The organism is Flavihumibacter fluminis (assembly GCF_021491375.1).
Classification (GTDB): Bacteria; Bacteroidota; Bacteroidia; order Chitinophagales; family Chitinophagaceae; genus Flavihumibacter; species Flavihumibacter fluminis.
Genome location: NZ_JAKEVY010000003.1, coordinates 89,907 through 109,248 on the forward strand (window position 1 = coordinate 89,907; position 19,342 = coordinate 109,248).

17 protein-coding genes are annotated in these 19,342 nt (G+C 43.2%); all 17 read right to left on the reverse strand.

The window, feature by feature from the left end:
- Window positions 1-14 precede the first annotated feature (14 nt).
- The 17 genes from L0U88_RS11555 to L0U88_RS11635 all read right to left on the reverse strand — a co-directional run bounded on the left by L0U88_RS11555 (window position 15) and on the right by L0U88_RS11635 (window position 19,301).
- On the reverse strand, window positions 15-512 hold the full coding sequence (locus L0U88_RS11555; protein WP_234866218.1) for a CPBP family intramembrane glutamic endopeptidase: 498 nt from the start codon (window positions 510-512) through the stop codon (window positions 15-17).
- A gap of 133 nt (window positions 513-645) precedes the next feature.
- Entirely contained in the window at window positions 646-858 is a 213-nt protein-coding gene (locus L0U88_RS11560; RefSeq protein ID WP_234866219.1) for a hypothetical protein, read from the reverse strand.
- A 13-nt stretch (window positions 859-871) separates the two neighbouring features.
- Entirely contained in the window at window positions 872-1,060 is a 189-nt protein-coding gene (locus tag L0U88_RS11565) for a hypothetical protein (protein WP_234866220.1), read from the reverse strand.
- A gap of 223 nt (window positions 1,061-1,283) precedes the next feature.
- Window positions 1,284-2,954 carry a capsule assembly Wzi family protein gene (locus L0U88_RS11570; protein ID WP_234866221.1) on the reverse strand — a complete coding sequence of 557 codons (1,671 nt, stop codon included), beginning with the start codon at window positions 2,952-2,954 and terminating at the stop codon, window positions 1,284-1,286.
- A gap of 4 nt (window positions 2,955-2,958) precedes the next feature.
- Window positions 2,959-4,359 carry an undecaprenyl-phosphate glucose phosphotransferase gene (locus tag L0U88_RS11575; RefSeq protein ID WP_234866222.1) on the reverse strand — a complete coding sequence of 467 codons (1,401 nt, stop codon included), beginning with the start codon at window positions 4,357-4,359 and terminating at the stop codon, window positions 2,959-2,961.
- Window positions 4,360-4,386: 27 nt separating this feature from the next.
- Window positions 4,387-5,133: a WecB/TagA/CpsF family glycosyltransferase gene (locus L0U88_RS11580; protein ID WP_234866223.1), complete on the reverse strand. Its 747-nt coding sequence runs from the start codon at window positions 5,131-5,133 to the stop codon at window positions 4,387-4,389.
- Window positions 5,134-5,144: 11 nt separating this feature from the next.
- The gene (locus L0U88_RS11585) at window positions 5,145-7,439 is read right to left on the reverse strand and encodes a glycosyltransferase (RefSeq protein ID WP_234866224.1); all 2,295 of its coding nucleotides are present in this window, start codon (window positions 7,437-7,439) and stop codon (window positions 5,145-5,147) included.
- A 4-nt stretch (window positions 7,440-7,443) separates the two neighbouring features.
- Window positions 7,444-8,802 (reverse strand): hypothetical protein, encoded by a 1,359-nt coding sequence (locus L0U88_RS11590; protein WP_234866225.1) that lies wholly within the window; start codon window positions 8,800-8,802, stop codon window positions 7,444-7,446.
- A 10-nt stretch (window positions 8,803-8,812) separates the two neighbouring features.
- Window positions 8,813-9,904, reverse strand: coding sequence for a hypothetical protein (locus L0U88_RS11595; RefSeq protein ID WP_234866226.1), 1,092 nt, complete (start codon window positions 9,902-9,904; stop codon window positions 8,813-8,815).
- A 1-nt stretch (window position 9,905) separates the two neighbouring features.
- Window positions 9,906-10,655: a class I SAM-dependent DNA methyltransferase gene (locus L0U88_RS11600; RefSeq protein ID WP_234866227.1), complete on the reverse strand. Its 750-nt coding sequence runs from the start codon at window positions 10,653-10,655 to the stop codon at window positions 9,906-9,908.
- A complete protein-coding gene (locus tag L0U88_RS11605; RefSeq protein ID WP_234866228.1) occupies window positions 10,648-11,787 on the reverse strand; it encodes a DegT/DnrJ/EryC1/StrS family aminotransferase in 1,140 nt (379 codons plus the stop codon). The genes L0U88_RS11600 and L0U88_RS11605 overlap by 8 nt, the downstream gene beginning before the upstream one ends.
- Before the next feature lies 1 nt (window position 11,788).
- Window positions 11,789-12,229 carry a cupin domain-containing protein gene (locus L0U88_RS11610; RefSeq protein ID WP_234866229.1) on the reverse strand — a complete coding sequence of 147 codons (441 nt, stop codon included), beginning with the start codon at window positions 12,227-12,229 and terminating at the stop codon, window positions 11,789-11,791.
- Window positions 12,230-12,246: 17 nt separating this feature from the next.
- Window positions 12,247-13,779, reverse strand: coding sequence for a murein biosynthesis integral membrane protein MurJ (murJ, locus tag L0U88_RS11615; protein WP_234866230.1), 1,533 nt, complete (start codon window positions 13,777-13,779; stop codon window positions 12,247-12,249).
- Window positions 13,780-13,789: 10 nt separating this feature from the next.
- Entirely contained in the window at window positions 13,790-14,830 is a 1,041-nt protein-coding gene (locus L0U88_RS11620) for a GumC domain-containing protein (RefSeq protein ID WP_234866231.1), read from the reverse strand.
- Between the two features lie 114 nt (window positions 14,831-14,944).
- Window positions 14,945-17,377, reverse strand: a complete 2,433-nt coding sequence (locus L0U88_RS11625) for an SLBB domain-containing protein (protein ID WP_234866232.1) — start codon at window positions 17,375-17,377, stop codon at window positions 14,945-14,947.
- A gap of 457 nt (window positions 17,378-17,834) precedes the next feature.
- Window positions 17,835-18,563: a carboxypeptidase-like regulatory domain-containing protein gene (locus L0U88_RS11630; protein ID WP_234866233.1), complete on the reverse strand. Its 729-nt coding sequence runs from the start codon at window positions 18,561-18,563 to the stop codon at window positions 17,835-17,837.
- A 9-nt stretch (window positions 18,564-18,572) separates the two neighbouring features.
- A complete protein-coding gene (locus tag L0U88_RS11635) occupies window positions 18,573-19,301 on the reverse strand; it encodes a hypothetical protein (RefSeq protein WP_234866234.1) in 729 nt (242 codons plus the stop codon).
- Window positions 19,302-19,342: the final 41 nt, after the last annotated feature.

Consider the following 19,342-nt stretch of genomic DNA (forward strand, 5'->3'; position numbering starts at 1 on the left):
TTATGTACTTAGTTTCAGGAGCGCAGCAGTAGGGTGATGCAGAAACCCAGGCCATTAAAAACAGCATGTGCTATCAAGGTAGCCAGGAAAGCATTTTGATCCTTTTGTTTTACTGATATGTAAAGCGTGCCATATATAAAGCCGGATAAAAAGGTTTTTAGAATATAAGGTATCGAATAATAGTGAAAGGCTGCAAAAACAAGGGAAGAAATCAAACAAGCCATCAACAATTCAGTTGGCCACTTTTTAAGTATATAATTGATAATACCTCTTTGAACAAAATAGGTTTCAAGAAAGGGGGCAAGTATAAAAATTGTCAGAAAAAAGTAGATATCAGGTTCAGTAACAGGACCTGCTTTATGTCCAGGGAATAAGACAAAAGAAAAAAAGGACGTAATCAGCAAATTCACAACTATAGCCAGCAATACCAGGAATACTGTCTGCCAATTGGAAAACTGTTTTGTGAGCTGGGCATAGCCGTTGCTAATGCTTTTTAAACTTGCTACTAACATTTCAGTAAAGATCTAAGTAATAAAAAAATAGCACCTATAAGAACCACCCATTGAAAGGTAGTCAGTTTGGATAATTCCTCTTTCATATCAAATTATTGAAAGGACCGGGCTTGATTCCACCCGGTCCTTTGATTTACTTTTTCAAGTTTGGCGGCAAGGAGCTTTGATAGTCCATTGCAGTTTTTGCAAAGGTGATAATCCCTTTCGCGGTTGCACCAATGGTGTAAAACACATCATACCAGAAGCTTGTACCCTCATCGATACCACCTTCAATACACTGCAGTTGCTCCATAGACAACTCGCTCATCCCCTCAAATCTTGACACATCAATTGCTGTCTGTTTCATAAAAGTTGTTTTTTTATTTGATTGAATTCCATCCATCCACCAGGCCTTTTTTGACATCTTCCCAATTTTCAATGATCTCATTGCCAATGGATACCCATGTCACGCCTTTGAGCCATTTTGGCCAGGCTCCTCCTTCCGTTTCCTGCAGCTCCTGTTCCTCCAGGGAATCAAGTCCCATCTGCATCAATTCTAACGTCTGCATATTTGGATGTTTGTTAATGATCCTCTTCTTTGTTTTTCTTTGGGTCAATCGAGGAAAAATATCCCGCAATTCGTAGCTACTGAATGATACTACTAAACTAGACATTGGAAACTTAGCATTCAACCGTGAAATCACCCTATTTGCCCAGAGGAAAACAACAGACAAAAAAAATCCCCGTGTGAAGTACACACGGGGACCTGCTTACTATTCTACAATCGTACTTTCAGAACAAATAACCTACTGTCAACCCTACTTGCATATGGTTCACATTAGACCGGTAAGGATCATTTGCAGCATCATTACGTCCATTTTTCCATTGGTAATTCAAAGAACGGATGAGTGATAGATTTGCTGTGTACATAATTCGGTTTTTTACCCAGGAACGCGTTCCTGTTAGTCCTATATCCACCCAATGTGAACGATAATCTCCTGAACCACTGAATGCCAGGAAATAAAAATCATTGTTGCGCACAATCCGCTCCAGGCTTACTCCGGTTTTGTTAACCTGCTTATCTATCCAGTTGACTCCGATGGTCTGGCTATTACTCCCTGGCCCAATACCAGCTCCCAATACCTGTCCTCTGTTGGTATATCCATGCTGAACCTGGTAATGCGCATACCAGGGTTGCAAGGCTCTTACCAGTTTGGTAGGTGGTGTTTCCAATTGGGTTAATTCTGTAAAAAATTCCAGCTCCCGGTCTTTTCGTAACTTGAATAATTTCCGGAATCCCAGAATATAAGCCCTGCTATGCTCGGGCTCCATCAGCAGATCACTCAAATTTCCTGAATGATCATTCCTTCCCCATTCACCATAAATTTCCATCTGCTCTTTTGGAAATTTCCATCGGAAGAAGAGAGATAATAACTGGTCTCTGCCAAAACTCATTTCATCCCGTGCATTGCCTTTAAAAAAGGCACTGAACACAGGCAGATATCCATTTAATCCACCAGGTATGTTATCACTGTACTGGAAAAAACTCCGGGCAAAACCAAGGTGCAAGCCCCGAATCCATTTCGGTTGCCAGGTAATAACAACCGCATTGATATACCGGTCGCTGTTTTTCTTTGGTTCATACAAAGGCTGACCATTCAATCGCCTGGAAGTATCTACAGGCAATATGCCTGAATTTTCAAGCTTACCCGCAATCAGTTGCCATTCAAATTTTCCGAGGAAGGTCTTGTGCGGGCGGGTAGAGTTAAAGCTCAGGTGATAAAATCCCGGGGCTGTATTACTCATCAGGAGGGAATTGCGGTACCCAGGTCCCCACCAGAGATTTTCAGAAGATATGCCCAGGGACATGCCTTTATAGTTCAAGCGAACGCTCGACTGACCCGGAAACATACGTGTCAGTGCACCATTCCCAAAACGTTCCGGCATGTCTATATCATTCTGGAATTGATAATAATAATACCAGGTGCTATCAGAATGATACGGGGAAAAACCTTTGAAGGAAGGATTGGCAGCATACACAAATTCCGGTTGGAACTGTACACTCAGTATACCATAACTGGCTGCAATTCCTGCGCTGGCTCTAAGCTGGTATCCCTTGGCGGGAAACAGGCTTCCATCATTCCAGCCATAAGAATGATGCGAATTGTATTGCTGCTGGAAAGAAGCAGGAAGTAATCGCACAGTGCCTTTTCCATTGAAGATGGGATACCTGTTTGCGGATGCCCCACCACTGAAGCGGCTGAGCAAACTATCATAGTCTGAAGCCTTCAGTTGAGTAACCGGACGAATCAGCAAACCTGCTCCATCCCCGGTACTGTCTTTAAGATCTGACCTTCGAATCCATTCTTCAAGCGCCGACTGGCCAACCTGTATGGTTTGAGCCTGCGATACTGAAACTATACAACTAACAAATACCAATAAACGAAAAGCAATGCTGCACATATCCTTAAAACGCATTTTTCTCTCCCTTGACCATATTAACCAGGGTCTGAATAATAATTTGAAGATCTAACCAGAAGGTCCAGTTTTCAAGATACCAGACATCATGCTCAACCCTTTTTTTCATTAAATAGGAATCACGTGTTTCACCACGATATCCGTTTACCTGCGCCCATCCGGTAATACCAGGTTTAACCAAATGCCGCATCATGTAATTTTCAATACTTTCTTTTGACTGCAGGTTCAGCGGAACCGGGTGGGGTCTTGGACCAACAACAGACATGGTACCAATCAATACATTGAAGAATTGCGGTAACTCATCCAGGTTGGTCTTGCGTAGAAATGCACCAATCTTTGTAATCCTGGGATCGTTTCTTTTGGCTTGCTGATAAACACCTTTTTCATCCACATCAGCACTGCTAGGCACCATGGATCTGAATTTGTAACAGATGATGGGTTTATTGTTTAATCCCCATCTTTCCTGGCGAAACAAAGCAGGCCCCTTTGAACTTAAACGAATAAGCAGTGCGATAATCGGAAACAGCCAGCTCAGAACAAATACAATCACCAACGAGGAGAATACTATATCAAAAGCACGTTTGATGATTTTACTATCCATCAAATCCAGGGGCAAGGATCTAAGTGTGATGATAGGCATTGATCCCATCGTGCTTACCCTGATTTTACCTGTACTAAAGCGTTGGTATTGTGGAATGATCTTCACTCTTTTTCCTTCCCGCTCGCCGGCAATAATGATTTTCTCCAGCTGAGAATCATCCTTAAGGGTAGTTGCAACTACGATGTCTTCAAATTCATGACTCGCAATTACTTTATCGATATCAGATGTTTTACCCAGATACTGTCCATTAATAGAGGGATTAACCGTATCATCCACAAACCCTGCTAATGAGTAACCATAGAGGTTGTCTTTTACATAGTTTTTGTAAAACTGTAATCCGGAATCATCAGCGCCCACAATCAATACTTTTCTGCTCATCTGGCTGCTGTTGCGGATCCTTTTCATAAAGAGCCGGATGGCCAGTTTTTGAATCGGGAAACTGATGAAAATAAGCGTGACCTGCGTCAGCAATTGCATCATCCGGAAAGGATAACCATTCACCAATAAGGTTAAAACAAATGAAATGATCAGGGAATACAATAGCAGGCTCTTGACGAAGACCGTCCATTCAATGGAAAATACAATAGCACGAAAGTCTTTGTACAGTCCCATTGATCGTCCGGCTATAAACCAGCTAAACAGACTGAGACCCAAAGCTAACCAGCTGGTGTTTGATAACACATCAATTCCCGGTTGAAAATAGCTGTGGGTAATAAAATAAATGACTGAAAGAAAGCCCAGGTCCGCCGAAATTTTAAGGCGGGTGGAAGGATTGTAAGTACTTGGCATAGGAAGGTTTTTAAGGTTTGTTTTGTGTTAGTCTATAGGACGAATTCTGCTAATAAACAGGCGGATAAAAAACAACGGATTTCCAATGATATACCTCCTGAACAGGCGCCTTGGCTCCTGCAGGAAACGGTACAACCATTCCAGTTTTAACTTGTAAAAAATATCAGGTGTCATCCGGGCATTTCCGGATACATATTCAAATACAGCACCGCCGGTAAGGGCAATATTTGCCTGCACAGCCGGCCAGTTGTTTTGCAACCATTTTTCCTGAACAGGCATACCCATACCAAGGATCAGCACATTTACTTCTTTGCTGTTAATATCCCGGATGGTTTGCTGCACATCTGCTTCATTGGTAAAGAAGCCATTTCGATAGCCAGCGATTTTAAGTGCCGGATATTTTTCCCGCAACCTGCTCACTGCCTGTTCAATCACCGGATCAGTTGAACCCATCAGGTACCAGGATAAGCCATGCTTTTCTGAGAATTCAGCGAAGCTCCAGATCCAGCGGTTATAGGTGATCTTTTCTTTGATTTCCTTTCCAAATAACCTGGCTCCCAATCGCACCCCTTCACCATCACAAAAAACAATGGAGCAGGTATTGAAATAATCGCGCAGCCACTTCAGTTCATAGGCAAGGTTTAAGCCGTGAATATTTACATTCAGGGCCAGCTGCTTTTCTTTTTGATCCACAATCTGCAGCAACGCATTGTTCAATTCATCCACTGTATAGTTGGAAACCCGGACTCCCAGTACTTCTATTTTCTCAGACATAAAAGGATTGCTCAGACTGCGTTTGAAAGTTTTTCTACTTCTTTCACCATTTCATCATGGTTAAAGCGATGAATATGTTTCCATAAGGGAACTTCCGTTTCCAGCACAGCTTTCAGTTTTGTAGGAAACTGTTCGGGCTGTGAAAAATCGAAAATGAAATCCTCCCCTTCCAATTCCTGAAGAATCAGGGCATAGGAATTATTATTATGAGCCAGCACTTTTGATTTGCTGGCAATAGCTTCCAGTAAGGTGATACCAAAACCTTCATAGAGAGATGGCAGGAAAACAATTTCAGCCCTCGACAGCTCTTTTAACAATGCTTCGTCGGACAGTCTGCTGGTCCAGGTTATTTGGTCGGATAACCCATACTGAGTTGCTTTGGCTTTTAATTCCTGCAGGTATTCTTCCTCTCCTGCACCCGCAATGATCAGTTGAAAAGAATGATCAACATGACTCAGGCAACGCAGCAGGTTTTCTATTCCTTTGTTACGGGCGATTCTGCCGTAATACAAATAAATTCCCGCCTGCTGATCTTTCGGGTTGTTTATAAAACGGGAAAGGTTGGTGCGTTCCCTTAATAAAACTGCATTGCGAAAACCAAATCGTTTTGAAATTTCATAATCGTTTTCGGAAATATTTACAACTGCAGCATACCATCGAGACAAAAAACTGAAGTAGCGCAGAAAAAGCGTTTTTATTTTTTTGAAGCGTTCGGAATGATATACGTATCCATGTGAGAAAAGCAGTAACCGGTAGCGGAACAGGATAGATAAAAAGCTAAGAGTATTAGCCATAAATTTCAAATCATGATGATGTACCACATCTGCTTTTCTCAAAGCGTTGAACAATTTCCAGAACTGCTTACCGGGTAGCGGAAAAATAAAACCTGCCAGGTGCAGTGAAGGCATTACGGTGATATCAACTCCATCTTTTTGAAATGTCCTTGGCCCGCCTTTTATGAACTTATCCGAAGTGAATACCTGGATCTTATATTTTGAGTTATCCAGTTTGCTCAGCAGATCTGCCACAAAGGTTTCCACGCCACCAACAGCAGGATAATACGAATGGGTGACCACCACCAGAGATGTTTTCTCCTTTACTTCCTCTATCTTTTGAAGTACCATCCTGTTGAGGGAAACATCTTTCCGGATCCGTGGAAACAAATTGGTTCGCATGAGTTCCTTTGCATTCGCAGCCAGTGAATTTTTTAACGCCTCATCCCTTACTAAAGATTCCATCGCACCAAGTAACTGGCTGACATTGCCGGGTTCCACCAGCAGAGTATGTACTCTGTCTTTTACGAGGTAGGGAACACCCCCTACAGGTGTAAGAATGGTTGGAACATTTAGTGTAAAACATTCATAGGCTACTCTTGGAAAGCCTTCGCTGTAAGAAGGCAGCACAAAAAATGAGGAGCTGCCTAATTCTTTTTTGAGTACTTCTTCTTCTTTGATTTGTCCTGTAAATACAACGCGATCTGCAACCCCACCTTGTTGCGCCAATTCTTTCAACTCCTCCAGCGCCTGGCCACTACCTATGATTTTGAGTTTATGATCGCCCAGGCGATTCTCAGCCACACCCTGAATATAGGCCTGCATCAGATCCACTACACCTTTGGCGTGCCGGAGTTCACCACAGAAACTGATGAATTTATCATCGGCAGGTGGAGTAACAAATGAAAGATCCGCCTCTGTTACATTCATCATGGGTGGGGTAAGAAAAACCTTAGCGCTTGCACGCAGGCGTTCCTGTATTTCATAAGAAGGCGTGATGATATAATCTGCTTTTCTGATAGCGCGATCCACCAGTCGCTCTACAATTTCAGCACCCAGCTTTTTAATTTTTTGCTTGAGCCATCCCTTTCTGAATTCCGATGCCTGTTCCTTTTTATAATAACCGCCAATATAAACGCCAAGTGATTTGTTTCTGCGAAACAGGGTAGTTACCAATACACTCCAGGCGCCAATAGGGGCTGGCAGGAAAACAAAATAATCGGATTTCTTCAGGGAGTACCTGGTAAGCTTGACAAAGAGTCTCAGATTATTAAGCAGAAAAGGAACCAGGCTGGTAGTGGGAGTATTACCCTTTGAAAGCGTCAGTTGAATTTTGGGGTCTAATGGTGATTCGCAGGAAAATTCAAATCCTACTTCGCCCGGATGAATCGAGCCTGCAAAAATAGAAACCTTCGGATTGGAAGCATCATTCGCCAATCCATTAAAGAACCGGGCAAAACTTTTCAGGCTATGTGCCTGTCCATTTTCCGGTACTGCGAAATTTCCGATATAAACAATTCTGACTTCCTTCATAAGTTCAAGAATTTTCAAGCAGCTCCTTTTTGGTTGTGCTGTGAAAATAGGCGGCCAGGTAGGCCATGGGGAACACCAGGGTAGGTGAACTCCAATTGGAGTAGGGTGTAAAAAAACCCTGAAACACGACCAGCAAGAGAATGATCAGAAAGGCCATTCTCATATTGGCTTCCAACCTGTTTTCAGGCTGGTGTTTCCATACTTTTTTAGTCATGATCCATACAGGAACCAGAAACAGCAGGGTTCCAATAATTCCGAATTCCGCCAGCAGTGAACTCCAGGTATTGGTTCGGAACATAAAACCTGCATTGTCAACAGAACCAAAGGTGAACTCAAAATCGAACTGCCTGGAGTGTTTGCGACCGTTTCCTTCTGACACATCCCGGCCGGCGGCAATCCATCCGTATTCTCCTGCTCCGAGTCCTATCAACATGGGCATTGGTCCGCTTTGGATTTCATTAACTGCCATGGGCCAGGCCTGAATGGGTCCTACATTTTCAAGTCCGATATAATTAATAGCCAGATCAGCTCTTGCCCAGATATCCGGCCTGTTTTTAACCAGCGTAAATGTTCCAATTCCCGCTGCCAGCAGTAATGTTCCCACGATGGCCAGTTTCAGGAAGAGCCCTTTTGTTTTCTTCAGAATATGCTGCAGTACAAGAAAGCCTGCTACCAGTATAGTGAAGCCAATCGCTTTTTCATTTCTTGGAAAAACAGTGAGTACCAGGAAGAATAGTGAAAGGGCAAGGCTCGTCAATTTTTTTGTCCGCAGGTAATCATACAGCAACACGATAAAAAACACCAGGAGGTAATTGCAATAGGCGTGCGCATCTTCCATGATACCCGGAATATGATCTTCATGATCTCCATGCAATGGTATCTGGTAAAAAACAGAAACCAGTATGTTAAGCAGCAGTGTGCCAATAAAAAACTGTACGAAGAAGCGCAGTTCTTTTTTATCCGCACGCGATGCCGGAACCAATATGGCAAAAAACAGAAGAGGTGCCAGGCGGATGTATAAATCCTGGATGCTGGCTCCCCGCAAGTTGCCATGCCATACAAGGTTCAAAATGGAAAGCCCGATAAATGCAAGAATGGATACATTGAACAAAAGGATTCGTTTGTTCATTTTCGTGGTAAGCGAAAGCAGGTACAGAAATACCAGCAAGGCCAATTCCACTCCGCGTACAAAAGCCGGAATAGGAAATAAATGCACGAATTTGTAACTGGGTACAAAATCAGACATGCGTGCATTGCTGTACATGATAATCCAGAAAGTAGTAATAAAGAGAATTACTTTCCGCATCACCGGTAAGCCCTGCAACCTTGATCCCGTAACCAGTTCCTGTTGTATAACCTGCATCCGGATTAAATCAGAAAAATTTTGAGGTAACCAACCGAATCACACCTGCAATGCCTTCGGTTCGGTAGGTTCTTTTCAGGCGGCCTGTCTTGTGGTAATAGGACCTTCTGAATTTATTCTGCGTCAGTTCTTTTCGTTTTGCATCAATAAAAGAATGGTCTGTCTGCAATTCGGATTGCTGCATATTGAGTAATGAATTCAATCCGTCTGCAAACGGGGATGGCTGTTCCTGTTTACCAAGCAGGTGGTTCCAGATTTCCACATGTTTGATGGTGTAATCCATCCAGTTCCAGGTAGCAACGGCATCAACCAGTTTCTTTTTTTCATCTTCGAGTTGAAGAAAAATCGCCTCCAGTTCTTCATAGCTGGTATAGGGGTGAACAATACCATTTGGTGCATCCAGGTGATATCCCTGTGCGGTTACGATTGTTTTTACACCAGCTGCCAATGCATCAATAAAGCCCATCTGTCCCTCATCCATACCCATATAGAGATAATAGTCGAGTGTAGGTATTAATTCTACATACTGGTTGTAGATAAAGCGATTGGTATAGTCAACTTCAAAACCATTTTTCTGAAGTGCTGCCACCTGGGGCTCCCAGCTGTCGCCCATGATGACAAATTTGAAATACGCGGGGTCCAGGCGTTTGGCGAGTTTATCTATAAAATATTCTCTTTTCCTGCCATCTTCCTGTACACGGCAACAGATACCGATCCGGTGTTTGCGGATAGCTACAACTCCATCGTGTGCAGGGTTGATATAACAGAGCCTGTTTTTATCGGCACCCAGTTGTGCAAGTTGCTGTTGGGTTTCACGCGACATGCAAACGCCTGCTGCTGCTGTTTTCAGTTGTTCTTTTATAAGCTCCAGTTTCCGGATATCATCCACATGCGTAATCATCAGAGTATGCCGGGAGGAAGGAGCAGAGCCGGGTTCATATCCTTCAAATACAATATGATGATTGATATCCGCAGCCGGATCAGCCTGCATGGCGATATCGACATCAATTTGAAGCTGCTGAAGATTATCGCGCATCCGAAGGGCAAACTTGCCCATGATCCACCTGTCCACTTCCTCGTAACAAACAAGACGCACTTTCATATCAATGTTTTTTTTCGGCTACACAACAAACACCCCAGGTATGATCCGAAGGCTCATTACCTGTCATCCATTCCTTGCAATACTTTAGTGAAAAGCCTGCAACCGCCAGGAATAATTCCATTTCAGGTTTGAAAAAATAGCGCATGGGGTGTAGTTCCTTTACGGTTTCCACCTGATCAGTGGCTTTATCGGTGATCAGCAATTCAAAATGCACATCCACGACATTTTCATTGCATTTCCAAACCGGTTCAGTCAGGCGTGTCACTTTGATTTTCTCATCCTCCAGTCTTTTGATACGAACAGCCGGACGTTCGGTTACTACAGCCGGTCCGTACCAGAAATCAAAAATGAAAAGCCCGCCAGGATCCAGGTGTTCTGCTGCTCTTGCAAATGTTTGTTGTACAGCGAGGTTGGTTGTCTGGTAACTGATCACATGAAAGAGGGAAGTCACGATATCAAAATGGCGTCCCAACTTAAATCTGGTAGCGTCTCCCACCTGGAATTCGGCTCCAGGAATAGCACGTGCTTTGGCGGAATTGATCATCTCCTCAGACTGATCAATTCCTGCAACGCGATACCCGAGTTCTGTCATGCCATGTGCATGGCGACCTGTACCACATCCAATGTCAAGCAAGGTGGAAGCGCCTGGTTTTGAATATTGCCGGATCAATGCATCCACGTGGGCACATTCCGCTGTATACTCTTTGTCTTTGTATAACAGATTGTAGTAGTGCGCGTAATTCTTAAACATGTACAGCGGTTTTGGAAAAAGCAATAATCTCATCGCAGATAAAGCGAATGGTTGCTTCAGATAAATTAGAGGCAGAAGGCAGATACAATCCGGTTTTGGTCAATTGTTCTGTAACCGGATAATAACCTTCAGTATCACATCCATATTTCCGGAGAGATGGCTGATGATTCATACCAACAAATAAGAGGCGGGTGTCAATCCCTTTCTGTTTCAGGTGCTGCATCAATTCATCGCGGGATTTACCAAATGCTGATTCATCTACCAGGATGGCGTTCATCCAAAATACATTTTCTACATCGGGCAGCGTCTGCTGAAACTGAATACCAGGAATATCCTGGAGAAAGGACTGGTACCGCTGTGCATTTTGAATGCGCAGGGATTTATAATAATCAGCTCTTTCCACCTGAGCCAGACCGATAGCTGCCTGGATATTGGTCATGCGATAATTAAACCCGATATCCTCATGCAGGTAATTGCGGGGCCCTTCCAGGGGAAAGCAAAGGTTCTTGTAATACAGAAGTTTTTTATAGATGGATTCATCATTGGTGAGCACCATCCCGCCTTCTCCTGTGGTCAGGTTTTTGTTGGCAAAAAAACTAAAGGTGGTAACATCTGCCAGGTTGCCTGTTTTGCGGCCCTTATAAACCGCGCCGTGCGACTCAGCCGCATCTTCCAAAATCAGCAGTTTATACTTGCTGGCAATTCTTTGAATTGCATCCATATCACATGGCTGACCAAATATGGAAACGGGCAGTATGGCTTTGGTGCGCGGTGTAATTTTTGCTTCAATCAGTGATACATCGATATTCCAGGTATCGGGATCCGCATCAATAAAAACAGGCATGGCACCTGTTTGGCAAACAGCAAAAGCAGTAGCGATCATAGTGAAGTTTGGAATGATCACTTCATCGCCCTTGCCAATCCCCATAGCAACTAATGCGAGATGAAGGGCTACCGTACCATTACAGACACCAACGGCATAAGATGCTCCACAATATGCGGCGAATTCTTTTTCAAAAGCGGTAACGTATTTACCTGCTGAAGAAATCCAGCCTGTTTCCAGGCAATCCATCACGTATTCCTTTTCTTTTCCCGCGAGGTAAGGTTCACAAACCGGAATAAAACTATTCATATTAAAAAACAGGTTGAGGTAAGACAAGTTTGATTTTTCCTTTAGGTTCAAAGCGCGTTTTATCGTTGTCGCCTGCATAGGGACCCTGCTTCACTTCAAACATTTCGAGGTCTTCCAGCACTTCGAAACCATGTCCGCCCTCTGATAAGAGAATGACATCACCTGCTTCCAGGATTCTGCTTTCCAGGTAAACCTGGTCGTTGTCATAGAAATCCACCCGGAGTTTACCTCTTTTCAGGAGGAGCACTTCTTTAGTGAAGTGAACATCCCGTTTAACCGGATTGTGTACATGCGGCTGAATGATTTTACCTGCAGGATGTTTCATGTAAGCGAGCTGCTGGGAAAAATCATCAGGAGTAAAAAAATGAATACCGGGTTTTTCAAAATCGCGATGGATAATGATCGCCAGTGTAACGCCTTCGTGTGAAATGGTTTCAATCATAAGATTTGATTTAATGGTTATGAGAAATAAAGTTTACGTTGAATCTGGTTCAGTTCAGGTGTGCCAACGAGTTTGAGCATGCAGATATACAGTAGCAGATACAGCAGCATAGATGCTGCAACTAAAACTATAGACAGTGAATTAATAGATACAGTCAGCTGTTTTAACAATGTTTGAAGCAGGAGCATCGGTAGTAAAGCTGCAAGCGGGATAAGAACAAAAGATCGGATGAGTTCTTTCAAATCAAATCCCTTTAAAATAAAGTAGAGTGAAATAAAAGATGCTGTGATACTGAGTGCCGCGGTAATGCTGGTAGCAAGTGCCAAACCGTTGTATTGCATTTTTTTAGCCAGACTAACTGCAAGAGCCAGGTAGATCAGTGCAGTAGCTACTTCAATAGCAGAACCCAGCATGGTTTTGCCTGATAGATAATAAATTTTCGCAACCAGGTTCCCCAGGCTATTGGCTAAAAAAGCACCTGTTAAAAAGGCGAAAGTACTGGTCACGGCTACTGTTGCTTCAGGAGTAAAAGCTCCCCGCTCAAAGAGCAGGCGGAAAACCGGTTGGCCCCAGAAAATAAAGACCACGGCAATCGGTACACAGATCAGCAGGATGATGCGAATACCATTTAAGAACTGCTGCTTCAGGGATTCCATATCCCTTTCAATCCAGGAATTGGACAGTTGCGGATAAAGCGTAGTAGCTATTCCACTGGAAGTAACAGTAGCCAGTATGGTCATGATCTGGTTGGCATAACCCAGGTAAGACAAGCTTCCTTCTTCCAGGTAGGAAGCGATACCTCTTTCAAATACAGTGGTGAGCCGGTAAAAAATGCCGGCAGCCAGCAAGGGCAAACTTAAGGCAAGCCATCTTTTTATGTATGGATTATTAAACTTTCCGGTGAACCGAACCTGGTTCTGGCGGATGAGATACATCACATTAAAAAGGAAGGCGATGGCATTTCCTAGCAGTGTGCCATAAGCGAGACTTTGGATACCGATTGATTTACTCAGCAGGGATACCACTACCAATATGATCAGGGTTGAAAGCAGGGGTGTGAAAGCCGGTAATAAAAACTGGCTCCTGGTTTGAAGCACCGATGCAGTAATATGCGACAATACCTGGAACACGATTGTTGGTAACAGGATTCGCTGTAGTTGTCCGGCAAACTGGATCTGTTCAAATGAAAACCCGGGTGCAGTAAGCTGAATCAGTTCATTTGAAAAAACAGTACCGGCAACAACAATCAAAGCGGTTATACCAAAAACAAGTCCGATTGAGTTGCCCAGAAAAGCGCGTGCATCCAGGTTGCCCTTTTTGCTGGTAACATCTACAAAAACCGGCAGATATATTACACCCAGTGAGCCAACCAGTAAAGCTGCCACATAGGTTGGAAGGGCCAGTGCAGCAAAGTAAGCATCCCTGGCAGGAGTAGCACCGAAATAATAAGCCACCAGCAGTTGCGTCAAAAAATTCAACGCAATACCGCCTAATGAAAGTGCGGTTATCTGAAGAGTTGGCTTGAGCAATCCTTTTTTTTCGGCTTTCATTCCTACCAACTTAGCCCTGCTTGAAAAGGAATTTAACAAAGAGCCAACCTACTCCCAGAAAACCACCGGCGGCAATACCAACTATGATCAGGAGGAGCAGGCTTTTTCGTTTATCCTCCAATAATTCGCTTGGTTTATCCAGGATCTGAATGGCAGGGGTCTGCTGAGACAGAAGCATTTTACTGGCTTCCAGGTTTTTCATTACTTCTACGTACACTGTACTGATCACCGTCTTATCCCGCATTGCTATTTCAGTAGGAATACCAGCTACTTTCATACCTGGATTGGCATCCAGCAATTGTGTGGATGCCGCATTGTATGATTTCGAGTTTAGTAATACCAGTAAGGAATCAGCTCGTTTTTGAAGGCGATCGATATTGGCGAGTGCATTACCGGTTCGGATGGATAAAAACATCTTGCTTGCTTCAATTACAAGACGATCCGCCAGCAGTCGGGCAAACACAGGATTACTTGCATTCACCTGTACTTTGATAATAGAACCCTTTTTATTGGCGCGATCCACAGAAAGAGATTTTTTGACCAGGTATTCCCGGATTTCATTGATCACACTGTCCTGCTTCTGGTTAAGGGAGTCGGGATGCTTTAGGTTGGAATAACTGATCTTCTGAACTTCTTCGGGTGACCATTTCTTTTTCCAGTTCCGGAATTCCAGGAACAGATCTGCCAGGGTTTCTGATTCAGGACCTTTTGAAGGATCTACTTTTGAAACCAATACTTTCTGAAGGATGGCTTTGGACTGGAGGATATCCAGGATATTATCTCCGGCAAATACACTCCCGCCTCCAATAAGTCCGCCAATATCAAGTCCGATTTGTGATGCAAGTCCTGACAATCCACCACCACTTGATTTTTCTTCCAGTATGAAAGTGGTTATCGCTTCGTATTTAGGCTTTTGATAAAAGTAGTAGGCGATGGAAAGTGCAATACAGGATATAAAAACCAGTAGTGCTTTTTTCCAGTTGGCCAATGCATAGTTGCGGAACTCCCGGGTCACTCTTGCTATCTCGTGCAGAGAATAGTATTCTTCCATCTTAGATTTTACAGGTTGTTTATCAAAATAAGGCACGGCTTCGCCACCTCAGTCCCATTTTACTTTTTTCGGGACTGAATAAAACAGCCGCCTATGTTGAATGCCTTTCTCTTATCAGCGGGTGATAAGACTGGCGGCGGTAATCAGGGCCGTAATGGCCGAAATGAAGATGCCTGCTTTGCCCACATCAAACCCTTCTCTTTTAGGTCGTTGCGGAACGAATATGCTGGCACCGGGCATCACTTTTGGATAGCGTCTGAAAATTCCAAGGGGGCGCTGGATTTTGGCAGCACTTCCGTTGGCATAAATTAAAAATGCTCTTCTTCGGCTACCCTGGGGGGTTACCCCGCCTGCATCATTGATATAGTTGCGCATTGACTTCCCCTTTTCATACATGATATCAAGGGGTTTGAACACTTCACCATTGATGCTGACAGTATTATTGATTCTGGGAATTACCAGTTCATCTTCATCTTCCAGTGTGATGTCATCTGCTGAGCCTGGATGTTTGAGAATATAGTCGAGGTCTATGGCTACGTCCCGCGTATCTTTCAGCAGGCTGATGCTGTCTTTATAAGAAATAGTAGTATCCCGTTGTACGCTGGTAATAAGACGTTTTACCTCTGTTGAATCGAGCAGTTCTTTTTTCTTCCGGATCAGTTTGGCACCGCGTATATCGGCCGTGTAAAGAAGTCCGCCGGATCGCCTGATAATTGAACTCAATCTTTCTTCCCGGCTTTGCAGTGTATAAACAGAAGGCATCAAAACTTCACCGGTGATCTTGATCGAGATTTGTTTTTTGTAATAGGGACTCTCTTTAATGCTGATAATATCAAAAGGTTTAAGTATGATATTGGTTGCGCTCCCATTTAATTGAGCCGAATCATTAATGGTGATCAGGTCTACAATTTCACTTTCGGGTTTATTGACTTCAATATTTCTTTTACGGCGGGAGATTTCAATGCCCATCCCAGTAGCATTATCGGCATATCCTCCGGCTTTCATAATGAGTGTCTTGAGCGAAAGGCTGTCTTCAAACCGAAATACACCAGGTTTACGAACAGCGCCATTAATAGAAACAGTGATACTATCGCGCAGGTCAAATATTGATGCGATATGTATGCTGTCATCTTTCAATAGAGCAATGCCGGGATCAGACCCTTCCAGTACTTTTTTAATTTCAGCGTTGATGTATTCTTTCGTCAGGTTAGGGCGAGTACGAACAAGAATAGCGGAACCATCGAAAACGTCTTCTTTTACACCCTGTGCTTTGCGGATAAGACTACCAAGGGTCATATTAGGTTCGAGGGCATAGGAACCAGGTTTGAAAATAGCACCGGTAATCATCACGCGGTTGGTAAACCGGTTGATAACTGAATCAATGATGTATTCATCACCGTTTTTAGGAATGAAGGAGGCAATAGAATCGCCTGAAACATCTACAATGCTGCGATTGAAATCCAGGATACGGGTACCCGTGATACGACCTCTGAACGCTTTACTGGTAAAGCCACCTGCATAATTGATGGCATCTTCCAGTTTATCGGAAGGCAGCAGTTCAAAAATACCAGGCCGGTTCAATTGGCCCTTCATAGTGATGAGGTTACTGGTGAATGGAATACGAATTACATCATTGTCCTGAAGTCTGATATTGGAACCCAAATCACCACGCACCAGGAAATCATAGAGATCAGCTACCTGAATCACTTTGTTATTTCGGATCAGTTCAATGCGGCGGAAAGAACCATTTTGTTTAGGACCACCACTTACATAGAGCGCATTAAATAATGTTGCCAGTGAAGGCAGCGTATAGGTACCGGGACGTTCAATTGCACCAATAAGAATAACCCGAATGCTCCGGATATTACCGAGGGAAAGTTGCAGTTTGGTTTGACCATTAGAGAGTGAGGGATAAAATTTAAGCAACCTGGAACGAATCAATGAAGTAGCTGCTTCAATGCTCAGGCCGTTTACGGCAATAACTCCGGCATATTTTACAGTCACAGTTCCTTCCGGACTAACACGCAGAGTTTGCTGGCTAACATTGAGACCGTAGATATTGAGCAGCAGTTCATCATCCGGGCCAATAATATAACCCGGAGGTGTTGCCATGCGCAAATCTGGTTCAAAGCTCAGGTTGGTATTCGAGAAAAGTTCAGATCCGAACAGGGTGAGTTCTTCCACTTCTTTGAAGAGTGGCTGAAAGACTTTTGTTGGTTTATTAACTTTTCTTGAGGATGCAGGTCCTCTATCAGTGGAAACACTATCTGTAGTTGATGCAGCACTGTTATAAGACAGGCCAAGCGCTTCTACTCTTTGTTTCAGAAGTAAAACTTCGGATCCCGGCATTCCTCTGCGGGAAAGTTCTGATTCTACATCTGAAATACTAAGACCATTTGATTTAGCCTGAGCAACCAGCCTTTCCAACTGCGTGTCAGAAATTTGGCTGGCTTTTACTGAACTAAGATCAGCCGGCAGTTGTTGAGCATGCGAAGAAGTTGCTACCAGGATAGCAAGTAGTGCAAATAGAATAAGTTTTAGTCTCATCTTTGTTAAATCCGATATTGGTATTTTAAACAATCAACACAAAACGGTGCATCCTCGACTGTGCAGCATAAAAAAGCACAGCGAGTCAAACATGACTAACAAGAACAGGTCAATAATTAAATGGAAATCCCCACTTTAAAACTTGTCTTGACAATAATGGCGCGGTTACCGTTGCATTATTTCATTAAATTTTACTCGTACAATTTTTCATAGTTTAACAAAGGTTATAAATCATCAAATCGCGTGATGGGGTGATGAAATTGCGAATTGACTGTGCAAAGAAAGTGAATATATAAATACATACTACCCGTGAAAACACCGGGTTTTCAAAAAATTAATGGTAGAAATAAAATAGTGTTATGGTAATTATATCAGAAAGCATAATTGGCCATAAAAAAAACTCCATTCATGCCCACAATGACATTGAATGGAGATGTAAGAGGTTAAATACTTTCGACTACTTCCGATATTCCAGCTTGAAACAGTTATGACATTGTGCATCGATTACTGGTTGAAAATCGAAAACATAACTATTAACAAAGGGTTCATCAGTATTCCAACGTCTTAACTTTAAAGGCTGTCCTTCATAGGTTGCTGATACCCGGTATCTTCCAATGGGAAGATCTTTTACTGTATCACTGTCAGGAGATTTGGTTGTTATGGTGGGACCTGTAGAGCCATCAATCAAATTACCAACCGGTTCAAACTTCCAAAGGATTTCCCGCTCATTTTCTACAAATTCTCCAGGGAAATTATCAAAAGTTACCAGTCCGCCAAATGTACCCGACAGTGGTTCTGGCATTGTACCAGTCAGCACCCAGGTAAAATTTCGAACGCCCCCCTCTCTTCCAAATCCCTGCTCTTTATCCGGCTTCAGGTAAATGGTATATTCAAGATTATTGTATCGAACCTTGTGCTGCGCAAATGCGAACCAGGAACCGATCGGAACATCTACAGCGTAACGTCCTTCTGCATTGGTTTTGGTATTAATATTGGAATTGAACAGAATACTGTTATCTACAATGATCGTCACATTGTTTAGCGGAGTACCATCACTCTTTTTAACAACTCCGGTAAGTTTACCACTGGTTGAACCAGGTTCTTCAGTTTCTTTTTCAGTACAGGAGATATTAGCTGTGATCAATAAACACGCGATAAATAATTGCGCAGCGAACTTGTTATACATAGTATTTGATTATCTGTTGGGTAATTCATTCAGGTATTGAATATCTTTCTCTCTCAGACCATTGCCATCGGTGAGTTGCCATATGGCATCCTGAATTTTTTCCTGGTTCTCAAACCATACAGGATCACCATCTGCAAACTCGCGGTAATTGATTTTTTTACCCTTTAACCGGTTGATTAAATCCTTCAGGAGTTTGGAAGAAGTAACCGGACCAAACTTATACCTCGCTGTTGCATCGGAGGTGCGTTTGGCACTGTTCAGGCAAAACAGCAGCAGGCTGACCTGGCATTCATTACCTCCTGATCCGGGTTGTATGGGAGGAATAGTAACTACCATTCGTTCCACCAATAATCCATGCTGAAAACCTTCTGCAGTGGAAGTAATAACCAAACCGGGAGGAAATTCAACCGTCAGGGGGCCAGAAACGGATGAATCTCTTTTCAGTTTCATCTTGACCATCACATTAAATCCCTGGCCATCAAACAGACAATCGCGGGAAGAGGAGCCATCTTCCTGGCCTTCAATTTCACCAATAAGCCGGACACCTGCAGGTAAGTTGAACTGGGTTCCTTCCGGCTCTCCAGGCATTTCTCCTAATCCGGGTATTTTACCAGGAGTCTCCTGACCATCACCAGTTCCCAGTTTTTCAGTATCGTCTTTTTTACATGCATGCAATGCAACAAGGTAACTACACAGCACCAGGAGCAGTATCCATCTACTTAAACGAATTGATATCATAAGAACAGAACTTTGAATACGAATTGTATTCAAAGTTGGGC